The following is a 16,643-nucleotide window of genomic DNA, read 5'->3' as shown; positions in this document are numbered from 1 at the left end:
TGAAATATTTTTTCTCTTCTCAACTCAACTTTTTTGACAGATAATCAAATTCCATTAAAGTCTCAAGCAATCTTTGTAAATCATCAACTTTAACCATATTGGGTCCATCAGAAGGTGCATTATCTGGATCTTGATGTGTTTCTAAAAAAATACCAGCTACCCCAACAGAAACAGCTGCACGCGCTAAAATTTCAACAAATTGACGCTGTCCACCAGATGAAGCCCCCTGCCCCCCAGGTTCTTGAACAGAATGCGTTGCATCAAAAATAACAGGAGCACCAAATGAACGTAAAATAGGCAACGAACGCATATCAGAAATAAGTCGGTTGTAACCAAATGACGTGCCTCGCTCACAAAGCATAACATTCGGATTACCACTGTAAACAACCTTTTTTAAAACATTCTCCATGTCCCACGGCGCTAAAAACTGACCTTTTTTAATGTTAATAACACATTCTGTTTTGGCGGCTGCTACCAAAAGATCTGTTTGACGACATAAAAAAGCCGGTATTTGTAAAATATCAACTGTAGAAGAAACAATTGTACATTGCTCTTCTGTATGCACATCAGTTAATATGGGACAATTAAACTCTTTTTTTAAATCAGAAAAAATGGACATTGCTTTTTCAAGACCAATACCACGTGCCGCCCCCAAAGAGGTTCTGTTGGCTTTATCGTAACTTGATTTATAAACAAACCCGATACCAAGCTGATCGGTAATTGTTTTAATACGACCAGCCATTTCAAAAGCATGATCACGACTTTCCATCTGACACGGCCCTGCAATTAATGAAAGAGGCATTTCATTTGAAAAAATCATATTTCCAACTTTCACACGGGCATTTGGTTTAGTCATTTTATCCCTCAAAAGCAAAGTAATCCAATTTACGCATTAAACCAATCGACTTTGTTCTACAGCGGCTTCAATAAAAGAAGAAAAAAGAGGATGTGGATCAAAAGGACGTGATTTTAATTCTGGATGATATTGAACACCAATAAACCATGGATGATCTACATATTCTATCGTTTCTGGTAAAATACCATCAGGAGACATCCCAGAAAAAATCAAACCACACTGTTCTAACTTATCCTTATAATCAATATTGACCTCATAACGATGACGATGTCGCTCGACAATCTTGGTCATCCCATAAATTTGAGCAATATGACTCTCTTCTTTTAATTCAGCAGCAAAAGCACCAAGGCGCATTGAACCGCCGAGATCACCATTTCTTGTACGTTTTTCAAGAACATCTCCTTTAAGCCATTCTGTCATTAAACCTACAATTGGATTGTCTGTTTCGCAAAACTCACTTGATGAAGCATTCTCAATCTGTGCAATATTGCGCGCAGCTTCTATACAAGCTAATTGCATCCCAAAACAAATCCCTAAAAATGGAACTTTACGCTCTCGCGCAAATTGAATTGCTCGAATCTTCCCTTCTGCCCCTCGTGCCCCAAAAGCACCTGGAACCAAAATTCCATGGGCTTTTTGTAAAGCTGAAACAGAATCTTCTTTTTCAAAAAGCTCCGAATCAATCCACTCAATATTAACCTTCACTCTATTCGCTAAACCACCATGCGCAATCGCTTCAATAAGAGATTTATAAGCATCCTTTAAGCCCGTATATTTTCCCACAACAGCAATCGTAACTTCTCCTTCAGGATGGTGAATACGATGCGTAATATCTTCCCAACGATCCATCTTGGGGGAAGGTGCCGAATCGATTCCAAAAGCGCAAAGAACTTCAGAGTCCAAACCCTCCTTATGGTATGCCATAGGAACATCATAAATTGTTGGCATATCTAATGCCTGAATGACTGCATTGGAGCGAACATTGCAAAAAAGTGATAATTTGCACCGTTCTGTTTCTGGAATAGATCGATCTGCACGTACAAGCAAAATATCAGGAGAAATACCAACTGCTTGCAATTCTTTGACAGAATGTTGTGTTGGTTTCGTTTTTAATTCACCTGCCGAAGGAATATAAGGCATTAATGTGAGATGGACATAAACGACATTTTGTCTCGGTAGCTCATTGCGAAGCTGACGAATCGCTTCTAGAAAAGGCATTGCTTCAATATCACCAACCGTTCCACCTATCTCACACAAAACAAAATCAAATTCTTCATTTCCCATCGTAATGAATCTCTTAATTTCATCTGTAACATGAGGAATAACTTGGACTGTTGCCCCCAAATAATCACCACGCCGCTCTCGTTCAATGATATTGCGATAAATACGCCCTGTTGTAATATTATCTTGGCTATTTGCAGAACGCCCAGTAAAACGCTCATAATGACCAAGATCAAGATCCGTTTCTGCACCATCATCGGTCACAAATACTTCACCATGTTGATAAGGCGACATCGTACCTGGATCAACATTTAAATAAGGATCAAGTTTGCGAAGACGTACGCGATAGCCACGAGCCTGTAATAACGCTGCTAACGCCGCCGCTGCGATGCCTTTTCCAAGGGAAGAAACCACACCACCAGTAATAAAAACATAACGTGCCATGGGCTTATGGTGATAAGCAATTTATAATGATTTTTCCAGCAAAAAATGCAAAAAGAAACAATTTTTCTTCTAAAATAAAAAAGGCGAAAAAAATCACCTTTTTTAAAAAGTCTATGTTTTCTTAAAAAACTATTTTGTACTGTTATCGGGAACTGTATTTTCAAGAACCTGAGGAACTGGACTTTCTGCTTCAGGATTTGTGGACTGTTTCTGTTCCTGCGAAGAATTCGAAGTGCCTCCTAGCTGTTCAAGAATAGAAGGGGAGGACTCACCATCTGACGATGGGACTGATCCTGAGTCTTTATTGGTAGAATTCTGTTCTGAATTAACCGGTATACGCTTTAAGATATCAGAACTAGAATTTGATATATTACTCACCACGGTAAGTCCAATAGACACAACAAAAAAACAACAGGCTAAAATAGCAGTCAAACGTGTTAAAGGGTTTCGAGATCCACGAGTTTTCATCAACCCTGAGCTATTACTCACACCTAGCCCACCACCTTCTGAAGGTTGAATTAATATAACACCAACCAAAGTAATCACAATCAAAAAATGAATAACTATAAGTACTGTTTGCATAAACCCTGCTCTTCAAATAACTCTTTAATAGCTATTTACACATAAATAACGCACAATCCAAGGGGAAACTCAAATTTCTCTGCTATAGTTTACGACAAACATCGCAAATAGTTAAAAAATCAATCGCTTTTAAGCTTGCTCCACCTATCAAAGCACCATTAACATGAGCAATGCTTAAAAGCTCAAATGCATTGGATGGTTTTACGGATCCACCATAAAGCAAACGTATCTTATTGCCTTCATCACCAAAACGAGAGCGCACCCTATCACGAATGAAATGATGTACTTTTGCAATATCTTCTGGAGTCGCTGTGTTGCCGGTGCCTATCGCCCAAACTGGTTCATAAGCGATAATGGTATTCTCTGCTGTTGCATCATCTGGGAGAGATTCTTCAAGCTGCTGCGTGAGAATATCCAGTACTTTATTATTATTACGCTCCTCCAATGTTTCACCAATACATACAAGAGCCACAAGACCTGCTCGCCACGCAGCTTGCACTTTGGCACAGACAATCGCATCATTTTCCTGGTACACTGTACGACGTTCTGAATGCCCAATAATAACATGACTTGCTCCCGCTTCTTTAAGCATAAAAGCTGAAATATCTCCAGTATAAGGACCATGATCATCAAAGTGACAATTTTGTCCTCCCAAAAGGAGATTTTCACCATTCAGCGTATTAGAAGCACGCGATAAAAGCGTTGCTGGAACACAAATAAGCGCCTCAAAAAGATGACCTAGATCAGAGCTAACGCCTGTAGCAATAGCACGCAACTCTCCAAGCGATTCACTCGTTCCATTCATTTTCCAATTTCCAGCAAGAAAAGGCCGAATATTTGGAGACATATTTTCACCTCAAGAGCTTTTACAATACATTGTTTATCTGTAGTTACCAAATTATAAAATGAAAGCAAGTCTTTAAAGCTTGCATCTTTCATCTCTTTATTGCAAATTCCATTACAGCTTTGATAATAACTCATATTAAAAATGGACTTGAACAATGCTTGACATCATAAGAAATGCTACAAATTCTTGGATTTTTAGAATTTTCCTTGCTATTTTACTCTTATGCTTCATTCTTTTATGGGGGGTACCGCAGTTACACAAAAAAAGTGAAAGAGATCTTATTACTTCTGGAAAGTCCACAGTAACTGTCGATGATTATCGTCTTGCACTCGCCGATCAAAGCGCACGTTTAGCATATGCTGCTCATCTTGGACGAATGTTTACAACAAATGAAATGCAGCAATACCAAATTCCTGCTTTTGTATTTAATCAATTACAACAAAATGTACTGCTTGATGAACAAGCACGTAAAATGAAAATAAGTCTTTCAAAAGATACAATAGCTCATACGATTGGTTCTGATAAGATGTTCCAGGTAAATGGCACTTTTGATAAAAACTTGTTTTATAACTATCTTCAGCATTTACGTATTAGTGAAAGTGCTTTTCTTAATTATTACACCAAACAAGAAAAGCGTAATCAGCTTATTGCTGCTTTACTTTCTGATATGAAGGCACCAAATCTCTTTTATAAAGCACTTGCTCTTTATCAAGGAGAAATGCGTATTGCTGATTATCTCGTTATTGATCTAAAAGAAAAGAAAACAATTGCTGATCCTGATTACGAAACATTACAAAAATGGTTTGAAACACATCAAAGTCAATTTCGTGCTCCAGAATACCGTACTGTCTCTTTGCTATCTATGGAACTTAATGATTTTGTAAAACCTAAAGATATCTCAACAGATGAGGCGAAAGCCTATTATACACAAAATGCTTCACGTTTTGTAACGCCTGAAAAGCGTACATTCGAAGAACTGCGATTCCCCTCACGCGAAGAAGCCGATAATGCAGCAAAAAAAATAGCTGACGGATTGAGTTTTGATGAACTGGTAAAAGCTGAAAAAAAGACTCTTAATGACATAAAAAAAGGTCCTCTCGCAGAAAACGAACTTCCTAATCATCTGACATCTGAAATTTTTGAACTTCAACAAGGCCAAGTCAGTCCTGTGATAAATGACTTACAGGGACCTGTTCTCATTCGCGTTACGCATATTGAACCTTCAAGCTCTCTTCCTTTTGAAAGTGTAGAAGAAAATATTCGCCAAATACTTGCCAAAAATCGTGCTACTGATGATATCCGTAACAATTATGCTGCCATTGAAAATGCTCGTTTTGAGGGTGCTTCTCTCAAAGAGTTAGCTGACCAATACAAGTTATCTTTGCGCACAATTACTATTGATAAAACGGGAAAAACGCTTGAAGGTGCAATACTCACGGATTTACCTCAAAAAGATATTTTACTGAATGCCATCTATCAATCAAACGAAGGAGTCGATCTTGATCCTCTCTCTTTTCAAAATGGTGGATATCTCTGGTACAAGGTCGATAAAATTATTCCTTCCCGTGATAAGACACTTGAAGAGGCTAAGCTAGATGTTCTTTCTCAATGGAAAAATGAGGAAATCCAACGTCTTCTTGATGAAAAAGCCCAAAATGCTCTCAAACAGCTCACGGAAGGAAAAAGTCTTGTTGCTCTTGCTCATACCCTTGGTGTTACAAAACAAACAACACCAACCCTCCGGCGTCAAGACTCATCTGAAACCCTTGGCGTTGAAGGCATTAAAGCATTATTTTCCGCTCCCAAAGGTCATTATGGCATCATAAAAGGTCCGGTTGCAACAAACCGTATCATTTATCAAATAAAGACTGTAACCATGCCTAAAGATATCACGTCTCATAATCTTTCAACTGAGGTCCGCGCCAATATAGATATGATGATAAGAGAAGATCTCAAGCTAGAAATGCTACAAGTTGCCAATAAAGAACATCCTTTGGAAATTAATAGCACAAATTATAATCAGATCTTTAACGCTCTCCAATAAAAAGATTGTGCATAATTTTAAGAACTTATTGATAAAGTTTTCATCAGCTCTTCGTCTATAGTTGAAGAGGTAAGACGGATTTCTTGTCTGCATATCTTAGGATCAGCGTTTGTATAATGATTCATTTTCTCGCAAAACAGTGCATGTATGGATTTGCGAGAAAATAGTCAATGGAATGTAGAATCGTTTTTGCAATGCATTAAAAAACATTATCCATCCAAAGGTCGTAAAGGTTGCCGCCCATTGAGCTATAAACATCATCCCTATCGTCATTCATTCATAGCTCATTATATTGCTACTCTTAATATTCATTCATAGGGAGCGTATTGCTTCTTCCTTAAATGATTTCATTTACACATCCAACTTATAATAGATAAAAAAACTATTTTTAAAATTCATTATAAAAATGGAGAAATCTTTTTCTATTCAAGACTCTCATTCAATATAAGAAAAAACGTATTATCATTATAAATCAATATATTCATCAATCATAACAGTCATCAATTATGATGTTATAATTTCTCAAAAATAAGAGTTTTTTATAGACTTATAGACTGCTAAGATAACTTCTCTCATAAAATAGAAATTTTATTTCATTTGCAAATGAGCTACAATCAATACATTCAGAGTACTTAAAAGTTCTTCATCAAACAAACCAATGTATTAAGATTTATCTCATGTTTTTCTTTCTCTGCATCTCACCCATCCAATACACTGAATAAAACATATTACTGATGAAGAAATACAGCGTATTTTCAAGATCATAAAATTTCTTATTCTTCTGTGTTCATAACAACCAAAACATCTACCTTTTTTATAACAAAAAATGGTTTGGAATCACAATAGCTCCTTTTATCTTCATATGAAAAAATCAGTCTACATGTTACGCATTCCAACGTAGTAATATTTTTTTACAATATCTTTGGAAAATTGCCGCTTATTGCTGCCCTTGTTATCAACCAATAGCGATACATCAATGGCAAAGTTGCACTCTCTTGAAAAATTGCTGCCCCCAGCTGTATAGCTTTTTGAAGAGAAGCTGGTACAATGACCAATGGAAGAAAAGCTGGCTTAAGAACTCTAGGTAAAGTACAAGAATACTGGTAAAATTGGGTATAATGATCGCGCGATAATGCTACCATAGCTTCAACAATACAACCCTTTTGTTGATCGCTGAGACGATGAGATTCCAAATCTTCCCTATTCACTCCTACAGCCTTTAATATATCAGTGGGTAAATAATATTGATATCGTGATTGCATGAATGATAAAAGACGCAATACACCGCTTAATCCTTGAGAAATCCCTCCATGTTCATAGATATCTGTAAACTCTTGTGCAGTTTCAGGATCTAATATCTGACAAGAAAGCTGTAAAATTATGCCTGCTGTCTCTCCACAATAATGCTCTAGATCATGAAGTGTTTCTATTGGATTGTGATAAAGATCTAAAATTTGCGCATCACAATAACGTAAAAAAGCTGTCTTAGGTAAATTAAAAAGAGTGATTGCTTTTAATAAATCATTCAAAATCGGATTGTTTCCACTCGTTTGCATTTCACCATGAGCAATAGCATCATACCACCAACGTAACCGTATTTCTCCTATGAGTGGGTCATGTACACTTTCGCGGATACGAGAAACTTCAGCATTAAATACATAAAGAGCAGCCAATGCTTGGCGCTTTTTTTTAGGTGCAAATAAAACCGATATATAGCGATCACGATCTATGGTACGTAAAATATCAAGACAATAAGGAAGAGAGCCTATCATTCTATGAACCTATTAACGTCCCTTTTTTAGCAATTAAATTAATACCCTCTTTTTATTCATATTAAAAAATGAAGGATAAGCAAATACAGTTCAGAAAATAAGATTTTTAAATGTGTCTCTTAACTGTATTATGAATTAAAATTTCTTTTCTAATCCCTTTTCGTTTTAGAAAGAAAAAAATTAAATAAATAATTTTTCTGATAAAACTTATCTTATCGGACTTCAAGTTTTCATTTGCAATAAAAAAGCTAAAAACCAATCGTAACATGCATAGTAAAACTTGAACAACAAACAACGCAAAACACTTTTTCAGTGGATAGATGACAATGTTATTTTATAAAAAATGCACTGATCACAAAAACTTCATCAATCATTGACCTCCTCCCCATCCTAAAAGACAAAGGTTCTTACCAACACCAATTTGTAAAAAATCCAATTGCTCTCGGTGCGTTTCTGTTACTATAAACGCATTGATTTATAATCATAATTTTGTGTTTTGTATATTAAATTAGAATCCCAAATATCGTAGATATGCTTTCATTTCAAACCAATTCCATGTTACATCAATAAAAACTATTCCCTTGCACGTCATAAGCGGAACTGGCTTGTAGGTAAAAACTGTATAAGAAAGAATTAAAATGCCTCTTATGAACTGTCTTAAGTCCCAAGAGCTGATCACTCATGTGATTCATTAGGAACTATGAGCAAACTTTGTCCTGAATACTTGCTGCTGTATTTAAAAAACACTTAATGTGTTAAGTTATGTATATTCTATACCCTTATATCACCGCCTTAAACGACAGTATTTTACAGCGCAGAAAATAATCACACAAGTCTTTCATGCTAGACCAGAGCCTTTGTTTTATTAAACAATACTCTATTCTACCGCAAATAATAACGCCGCAACAGCGCGATCTTCAGCCAATAAAACATTAAATGTACGCACCGCCGCTCCCGTACTCATTGTATCTGATGAAATACGTTTTTCCCATAAAAGCACCCGTAACTCTTCAGGTAATCGTAATAATTCAATTCCAGTACCTATTAATAAAACTTCGATTTCAGAAGCTTCTTCTAAAATACGAGATATATCCCTTTGAGTGGGAACAGGCCCTGCCATCTCAATGCCATAAATACCTGATGGTACACAAATAATAGAACCTCTATGAGACATATCAGCAAAACGAAACCCACCATTTCCATAAGCATCAATAGGTGCGCGACTTGGAAAATGTGCTTCACGAATTTGAATTGCATCGAACATGAATATGCACCTTTTATTTTTGAATAATCCAATTGTCTTTGCTTCTTCTCATCATAAAAATTAAAATAAGGCTAATATAAACATTGATATGTTAAACATAGCCTAGTATTGAAGTAAAAATTTTTATATAATGCCCTAATCTTCTCATACAACAAATATATGAAAATTTGGGAATAAACCGCGGTAAAATGCTATACCTGCTTAAATAAATCTATCTTTTAAAAAGTTTCCTCAGCTTATTTACTCACAAATTGCTTTTTATAAAAACAATGATCTTGTTTAAAAAACAGAAAAAAATTGCGTAATATTCTATAAATAAAACAACTATTTTAATAATCTAAAGAAAACAAAAACTCCATTTTCTGTAGCCACTATAAAAGCCTCTTTTTCAATGAAATTGTCTTGATCTTGCCAAGCTTTTTATAAAAATGCTTAAAAAATGTAATAAACTGCCATTACACCTTAAGATGCATTTTCCTTTGATATAGCTTTTTTCTCTTCAGAGATACTCATATCTTCTTTCGTTGTCGTTTTAGATTTAGATTTTTGTGGTGTTTTTGCTTTAGCATTAAGTTTTGATTTTTTTTCTGCAATCGGCTCACCTTTAACGCGCACATCAGCTAATGTTGAGCGAATAACACGAATATTTATACTCTCACCAATTTCAACCTCTAATTCACCACTCTCGTCGTGAACCTTCTTAACCTTGCCGATAATACCACCACCCGTTATAACTGTATCACCACGACGTACTGCATTAAGCATTTCTTGGCGTTTTTTCATTTGGGCACGCTGTGGACGAATGATAAAAAAATACATAATTGCAAAAATTAAAATGAATGGGACAGCGTTAGCAAATGAAATTCCACTGGAAACATCGCCTGCAACTTGAGCATAAGCGTTCGTAATAAACATTTTTATCTCCTATAGTTAAACCTCAGGTATTTCCCACTCTATTAAAATGAAATTCCGATACAGAAAAAATTCCTAAAGAATTTATCATAAAAAGCAATAACTACATAATCTAATCACAGCTTTACAAAAATACAATAAATCCTTAAGAGGCAGAATACCAAAATACAATGAGAAAAATCTTAAAAAATAGATTCACTTTCCCCTATTGTATATCCTACAATATAAATCTTTTCACTAACTCAATAAATTATACAAGATAATTTTTCTAATGAACAAACTTTAATTTATATAGATAATTTATCGTTTTTGATATCGAACGACAGATCTAAATACAATAAAATGCTCTCATTTCAAATCTTCTGAATTAATCAAAACGATTGTCTTGCACGTCACACATATGAAATGAGCCTGTAGATAAAAACTTTTTAAGAAAGGCGTGAAAATATCTTTTTTCATGCTTCTCTCAAATGCAAGAGCAATTGAAACACTCAAAGCTGACAAATAGTATGATACTATTGTCTTACACTTTCATAAATACAAAAATGGTAATATCTACCGACCCCAACGAACTACTTTCCTAAAACCAATGATTTTTTGCTGCAATGTCATTGATTTAAGAAAATCAATTATTTTTCATGAATTTTCTATAAACTGTAAGACTATTCAAATGTAAACGTCATCAATAAATTAGTTTTCTAAATATTTAAGGGGATCAACAGGTAATGAATTCTTACGCATCTCAAAATAGACACGTGGCGTTTTAACATTTCCTGAAACACCAGATTTAGCAATCTCATCACCGCGTCTTATCCTTTGTCCTTTGTTAACAACAAGCTTACTATTACATCCATAAATAGTGATAATATCATTTTCATGTCGAATCATCACAACATTACCAAGCTCTTTTAATCCATCTCCCGCATAAATAACCACACCATTTTCTGCCGCCTTTACCGAAGACCCTTCAGGCACTGCAATATCTATTCCTCGATTCATTACTGTTCCCTTTTTTTGACCGAACTGGCTTAATAAACGCCCTCGTACTGGCCAACGCATCTTAGAAATTCCTGTGGCTTGCGGAGTCGTCATATTATCTGTATTCGTAACAGTACTTGACAAACCAGTCTCATGTTTCAATTGCGTCATCTGTTTAGAAAAATTTTTCTCAGAACTTGATTTGTTCATCTTTGCAGAGGGTGGCGTTGTTACAGGAGCTTTATATATAGGAGAGGACTTCTTGTTTTTTATAGAGGACATCACAGATTGGGATGCAGATTCTGTTGTTGACACTGCCCAATCGTTATTATTGTGTGCATTTGAAGCTGCTAATGTACGCCTGCTTGGAACAACAAGGACCTGACCGATATAAATGGAATTGCTGTTTATACCATTTGCTAATTTTAATGCCTCAACACTAACCCCTACTTGTCGTGCAATACTGAGCAGTGTATCTCCACTCTGGACAATATAAGAATTCCGCCGAAAAATAGGAGATTTATCCATTTGTGAACGAGAAAGTGTTCCAAGATTACGTGGAGGGGAGCCCATAACGCGACCATCAGAAGAAGTTATCCTATCTTGATGTGGAAAATTATAGGGGGAATTATCATCTCCCCACGAATCATCGCTTGATTCCACAGGTGGCAATTCAGTGCTTTGTATCATACCACTACCGTATGATAGCATTCGCGGGTCTGTATACATAGTGCTTGATATATTTGATTGAGATGATACCGTACGATGAGAGAACGTATTGGAAAAACGCTGTGTACCAGAACTACAACCAGCAACAATAGTTACCACCGCTAACAAAGTTATTCTCTGAAAATTATGCTGGAAAATATTATCCAAAGCTTTTAGATACATCGTTTTGCTCACTCATCAATAATCAACTCACTCCATTAAAGCTTTTTTAAATTACCGAAGAGTTAAAATAAGATGTTTTATTCATAAATATCTTTATATAAGATCAAAATGAATTTAACGTAGACAATTTGCAGAAACTTCTTAGCTTTTAAAAATTAAAGTATCTCCGCAATGCCTTTAATAAAAGGTTGGTAACGCACTTGGAACAGTTCTAAACACTCAAATCGACTACCAATTTTTGTATAGCGCGTCACCGTTTGTACCCCTTCGTCAGGTCCTATCGCCTGAATGAGAATTCCATTTTCAGCTAAAAGTTCTAAAAATTCCTTTGGTTCATCAAAACGTGATGGCCAAATAAGAATGCGATCAAATGATCCTAAGCCTGTCACACTATGACTTCCATCAATCTGCCTTATAACAATATTTTCAATTCCTAAAGTTTGAAATTTTTGGCGTGCTAAATCAACAAGCGTTTTATAACGATCAATCGTTGTCACGCGGTCACTCAGACATGCCATAAGAGCAGTACAAAAACCAGATCCTGTACCAATTTCTAAGACACGATGCCTTTTTTTCAACGATAATGCCGAAAGAATTAAGAGTTGCTCTTCCAAACGTTCCATATATTCACCGCACTCAAGGGGAATAACTTTATTATCATAAGCACTATTGAACCAAGGAGCAGCAACAAACTGTTGACGCGGAATTTTCTCTAATGCCGAAAAAAATCGCACGTCATCAATGCCTTTGCTACGCATTTTCAGTACAAGAGCGGCTAACTCCTCACGAAATTGTAAAATACCCTTTTGCCCCATAGTATCATTCAATCTCCAATGGAGGTACACTTTTATCATACTGACAAACTGCTTCTTTTAAAATGGCAAAAACTTGCGTCTGTGTATCATCACCTCTTGGCAATAAACGCATATTGTCTCTCCTTTCGTAAAATTAAGCAGTAATACAGCGCATTCCTCCCATATAAGGTTGTAAAACATCTGGAATAATAATTGATCCATCAGCCTGTTGATAATTTTCAAGTACGGCAATAAGACAACGTCCAACAGCCGTACCAGAACCATTAAGGCTATGAACAAAATGCAATTTTTTATCGCCTTCTTTACGATAGCGCGCATTCATACGGCGACCTTGAAAATCTCCACAAACTGAACAGCTAGAAATTTCACGATAACATTCTTGACCAGGAAGCCAAACCTCGATGTCATAGGTTTTACGCGCTGCAAACCCCATATCACCCGTAGAAAGAACCACTGTGCGAAAAGGCAAACCAAGCCGCTTTAATATATCTTCTGCACATTCCGTCATACGTTCTAATTCAATTAAAGACTGCTCTTCACTGGTAATCGAGACCATTTCAACTTTCCAAAATTGATGCTGACGCAACATACCGCGCGTATCACGACCGGCTGCTCCCGCCTCTGAACGAAAACAGGGAGATAAAGAAGAAAATCGCAGTGGTAAATCTGATATTTCAAGAATTTCATCGTTGACCAAATTGGTTAATGGCACTTCTGCTGTGGAAATAAGCCATCGACCATCTGTTGTACGAAAAAGGTCTTCAGCAAATTTCGGTAATTGTGCTGCTCCGTAAACAATCTCATCACGAACAAGAAGAGGTATTGAGACTTCTGTGTAACCATTCTCATTGACATGCACATCAAGCATAAACTGGCCTAATGCTCGTTCTAGCCGTGCTAATGCCCCTGAAAGTACTGTAAAACGTGTTCCAGACAAACGACTAGCTCGTTCAAAATTCATCTGCTTGAGATCTTGACCAAGATCAAAATGTTCCTTTGGTGTAAAATTAAATGTTGGAGGTGTACCAAAATGTCGAATGACGACATTATCACTTTCATCTTTACCTTCTGGAACATCATCTAATGGAATATTTGGAAGTGCTGAAAGAATTTTCTCAAGACTCTCCGTCAGCTGTTTTTCTTCCACTGTTGCAGAGGAAAGAAAAGCTTTAATCTCTTCAACTTCAGCTCTAAGACGTTCAGCCATTTGCTGATCCGATACCGCTAAAGCCTGTCCTATTTCCTTTGAAACAGCATTGCGACGTTCCTGCGCCAATTGCACCTTAGCAATATGCGAGCGACGTGCAAGATCAAGTTGTATTAACCTTTCAGCTTGTGGCTCAAGACCTCTACTTACGAGTGCTTTATCTAATTTCTCAGGATTGTCACGAATCCACTTAATATCAAGCATAAAAATTCCTCATTTATATTGTTTTTATTCATTCCTTATCGCATAAGATTATACACTTTTCTTAAGCGGATTTTCTTCTCTTTTCTATACTGTAAGCAATTAAAATTGAAATCTCGTAAAGTGCTATCGTTGGTAAAGCCACTGCAAACATCGTAAAAAAATCCGACGGCGTTATGATTGCCGCAATAATAAAAGAGAGCAAAATAGCCCATTTTCGTTTAGACGCCAAATCATGAGACGTTAAAAATCCAATTTTTGTTAAAAGACTGATGACAAGAGGTAATTGAAAAATCAAACCAAAAATTAGGATAAATGATGTCATAAAGCCCAAATAATCAGAAATACGCACTATAAACTCTATTTTTAAATGAACATCTGGAAGAAATTGTTGAGAAAGGCTAAACCATAGTATTATTGGCGCTAATAGACCATAAACAAACGCTCCCCCAATACAAAATAAAATAGGCCCCCCAATGAGAAATGGTAAAAAAGCCATCCGCTCATTTTTATAAAGCCCTGGTGCAATAAAACTATAAAACTGAAAAGCCGTATAGGGAAAAGATAAAATAATTCCCCCAAAAGCAGAAAGCTTCATCTTCGTTAAAAAAGTTTCCCATACTTGCGTTGATTGCAAACGAATACCCTCAGGATTACCCCCTGCTATTTTCATTGCCCACTGATATGGCCATAGTAAAAAATTTAAGATATAATCTTTAACAAGAAAACACATCATAAAAGCGATCATAAATGCAACCAAGGCAGCAATAATTCGCTGACGAAGTTCAATTAAATGTTCTAAAAGTGGAGCCATATTAGCATCAACTTCATTTTTCTTAGCATTCATGACATATCTTCTTTATCTTTAGAAGCAATAGATACTGTCGTATCTTTATTGGTTACGTTTTGATCGCATTCCAAAATTTCTTTATCTTTTTTTGATTTATGGTGTGTTGCCTTAACATCCAAATTATCGTGGATATCTTCTAATGTATTTTGAATGGGATCAAAAGTCTCTGTCAACTTCTTGCTTGAATCGCTAATATCCGAACATACTTTTTGCAAATTATCGCGCTCGATTTGTTTTATTACATCATCAAACTGATGACGAAGTTCATTTGCTGTTGAATACACATACGCTCTTATCTTTGCTACTGTCTTTAATATTTTAGGTAAATCTTTTGGTCCAACGACAATGATGAGAACAAGTAAGATTACGATAAACTCTGGTCCGTCAATCCCAAACATCTCTTAATTCGACTTTCTCATCAAAAAATATTGCACAATGATGATTGCGTTTTTGTTACTGTTTTTTAGCAACAGATGTTTTGCTTTTTTTAGAAGCAGAAGAAACCTTTCTGCGCGCTGTTGCATGTTTTACCGATAACGGCTGAGATTGTTGAGATTCTACATCAATCATTTGGGAAGTAGGAGCCATTTCAACTTTATCCTCAATGCTATCATCTTCTTCTTTCATATTTTTTTTGAAGGCTTTAATTCCTTTAGCAACATCGCCCATTAATTCAGAAATTTTACCGCGACCGAAAAGCACAAAGATAATCAATAAAATTATAATTAAATGCGTTGGTGAAAAAATATTACCCATTATTCTCTCTAACTTTATGCTTTTAAATTTGATTTCATTTATTCATGCTTCCTCTGAAGGAGGTATCAAATATAATATCTTACTTATATATTTTCTTCTTAACTTAAAAGCAATTACACGCTTTTATTGCAAAAAGAACTTTTTATCCTCTCATCCTTTTTTAGCGTATTATAACACAAACCATTCAAAAATGATAAACCACTTCATACAAAGTTCAAAACACTTAAAAACTTTTCTAACATAACTTCATCTGATCTCTTAGGTTACTCATCTTCCTGTAAATACTATAGCCAATGTCTTTCCTTTTACACAATGTTTTACGTATCATTACAAACATTTCCGTCAAATTATCCTTTACTGATAAAGATCATAACATGTTGTAAAACACTTTACGTATTCAATTAAAAAATTCAGAAAGAAAAATCTCTAAAAAACTTTCTTAACACATCATCAGTCTCTTCAAAAACTATCATCTTACGCACAACATTTATTCTTTGCGTTGGGGTAGGAATTTTATCATCCATTATTCCATATACAATACGAAATATGAGCCATCATCGCATTCAATTAAATATCTGTCGTGTAAATAAAAACTATTAGCGAAAAGAGTAAAAATGCACTTTATGAACCAACTCAAGTGCCAAGAGGTATGGCAATACTGCTAAAAAATAAAAAAGGTACCAGCTTGTGCCTTTATTCAGTAAAATACCTCCATATAACCAGCTCTCTAAGCCACGGCATGCTCTAACTATTACACGTCTCCGGATTCTGGGCATGCGTTCTCATAATATCATGTGTTTAACCTATCTCAGTATTGAAAACAGAATGGGCATGAATAGAAAATTACATTCAATCAAAAGCATGGTATAGAAGCATAATCCATATAAAAAGAATTTCTTATCCTAGCCTTTTTTATAAGATTACCTCATAAAGCCGCTCGATAATACAGTGTTAGAGATAGATAAACCTATTTACTTTAGTTTAAAATTCCTCATTTTGATTG

Annotated in this window: 14 protein-coding genes; 1 reads left to right on the top strand and 13 read right to left on the bottom strand. The window is 35.6% G+C overall.

The features are described from left to right. Window positions 1-19: 19 nt before the first annotated feature. The 4 genes from kdsA to tpiA form a co-directional block, all read right to left on the bottom strand. Window positions 20-856 (bottom strand): 3-deoxy-8-phosphooctulonate synthase, encoded by an 837-nt coding sequence (gene kdsA / locus ACFINH_RS01290; protein WP_273791141.1) that lies wholly within the window; start codon window positions 854-856, stop codon window positions 20-22. A 36-nt stretch (window positions 857-892) separates the two neighbouring features. Next, window positions 893-2,521, bottom strand: a complete 1,629-nt coding sequence (locus ACFINH_RS01285) for a CTP synthase (protein WP_375631768.1) — start codon at window positions 2,519-2,521, stop codon at window positions 893-895. Between the two features lie 129 nt (window positions 2,522-2,650). Next, complete coding sequence (gene secG / locus ACFINH_RS01280) at window positions 2,651-3,103, bottom strand: preprotein translocase subunit SecG (RefSeq protein WP_375612906.1); 453 nt, start codon at window positions 3,101-3,103, stop codon at window positions 2,651-2,653. 82 nt (window positions 3,104-3,185) lie between these two features. Then, entirely contained in the window at window positions 3,186-3,950 is a 765-nt protein-coding gene (gene tpiA, locus ACFINH_RS01275; RefSeq protein ID WP_375620758.1) for a triose-phosphate isomerase, read from the bottom strand. 154 nt (window positions 3,951-4,104) lie between these two features. On the opposite strand from tpiA, the gene ACFINH_RS01270 reads away from it, so the two are divergent. Further along, a complete protein-coding gene (locus ACFINH_RS01270) occupies window positions 4,105-5,994 on the top strand; it encodes a peptidyl-prolyl cis-trans isomerase (protein ID WP_375631766.1) in 1,890 nt (629 codons plus the stop codon). A 911-nt stretch (window positions 5,995-6,905) separates the two neighbouring features. Here the strand turns inward: ACFINH_RS01270 and ACFINH_RS01265 are convergent. The 9 genes from ACFINH_RS01265 to tatA all read right to left on the bottom strand — a co-directional run bounded on the left by ACFINH_RS01265 (window position 6,906) and on the right by tatA (window position 15,640). Next, window positions 6,906-7,766: a phytoene/squalene synthase family protein gene (locus tag ACFINH_RS01265; protein ID WP_375631764.1), complete on the bottom strand. Its 861-nt coding sequence runs from the start codon at window positions 7,764-7,766 to the stop codon at window positions 6,906-6,908. A gap of 877 nt (window positions 7,767-8,643) precedes the next feature. Further along, complete coding sequence (locus ACFINH_RS01260; RefSeq protein WP_375611259.1) at window positions 8,644-9,030, bottom strand: Mth938-like domain-containing protein; 387 nt, start codon at window positions 9,028-9,030, stop codon at window positions 8,644-8,646. 462 nt (window positions 9,031-9,492) lie between these two features. Next, a complete protein-coding gene (gene yajC / locus ACFINH_RS01255; RefSeq protein WP_375631762.1) occupies window positions 9,493-9,945 on the bottom strand; it encodes a preprotein translocase subunit YajC in 453 nt (150 codons plus the stop codon). A 687-nt stretch (window positions 9,946-10,632) separates the two neighbouring features. Continuing rightward, window positions 10,633-11,811, bottom strand: a complete 1,179-nt coding sequence (locus ACFINH_RS01250) for a peptidoglycan DD-metalloendopeptidase family protein (RefSeq protein WP_375631759.1) — start codon at window positions 11,809-11,811, stop codon at window positions 10,633-10,635. 155 nt (window positions 11,812-11,966) lie between these two features. Then, window positions 11,967-12,626 carry a protein-L-isoaspartate(D-aspartate) O-methyltransferase gene (locus tag ACFINH_RS01245; RefSeq protein ID WP_273791164.1) on the bottom strand — a complete coding sequence of 220 codons (660 nt, stop codon included), beginning with the start codon at window positions 12,624-12,626 and terminating at the stop codon, window positions 11,967-11,969. A 133-nt stretch (window positions 12,627-12,759) separates the two neighbouring features. Further along, window positions 12,760-14,037: a serine--tRNA ligase gene (serS, locus tag ACFINH_RS01240; protein WP_375631757.1), complete on the bottom strand. Its 1,278-nt coding sequence runs from the start codon at window positions 14,035-14,037 to the stop codon at window positions 12,760-12,762. Window positions 14,038-14,098: 61 nt separating this feature from the next. Continuing rightward, entirely contained in the window at window positions 14,099-14,881 is a 783-nt protein-coding gene (tatC, locus tag ACFINH_RS01235) for a twin-arginine translocase subunit TatC (RefSeq protein ID WP_375631755.1), read from the bottom strand. Then, complete coding sequence (locus tag ACFINH_RS01230; RefSeq protein ID WP_375631753.1) at window positions 14,878-15,282, bottom strand: twin-arginine translocase subunit TatB; 405 nt, start codon at window positions 15,280-15,282, stop codon at window positions 14,878-14,880. The genes tatC and ACFINH_RS01230 overlap by 4 nt, the downstream gene beginning before the upstream one ends. Before the next feature lie 55 nt (window positions 15,283-15,337). Next, complete coding sequence (gene tatA / locus ACFINH_RS01225) at window positions 15,338-15,640, bottom strand: twin-arginine translocase TatA/TatE family subunit (protein WP_375612915.1); 303 nt, start codon at window positions 15,638-15,640, stop codon at window positions 15,338-15,340. Between the last annotated feature and the right edge of the window lie 1,003 nt (window positions 15,641-16,643).

It is taken from the genome of Bartonella sp. AA74HLJMH, from assembly GCF_042197045.1.
Lineage (GTDB): Bacteria > Pseudomonadota > Alphaproteobacteria > Rhizobiales > Rhizobiaceae > Bartonella.
The sequence above is the reverse complement of the archived record's forward strand: the minus strand, read 5'-3'. Positions and strand labels throughout refer to the sequence as shown.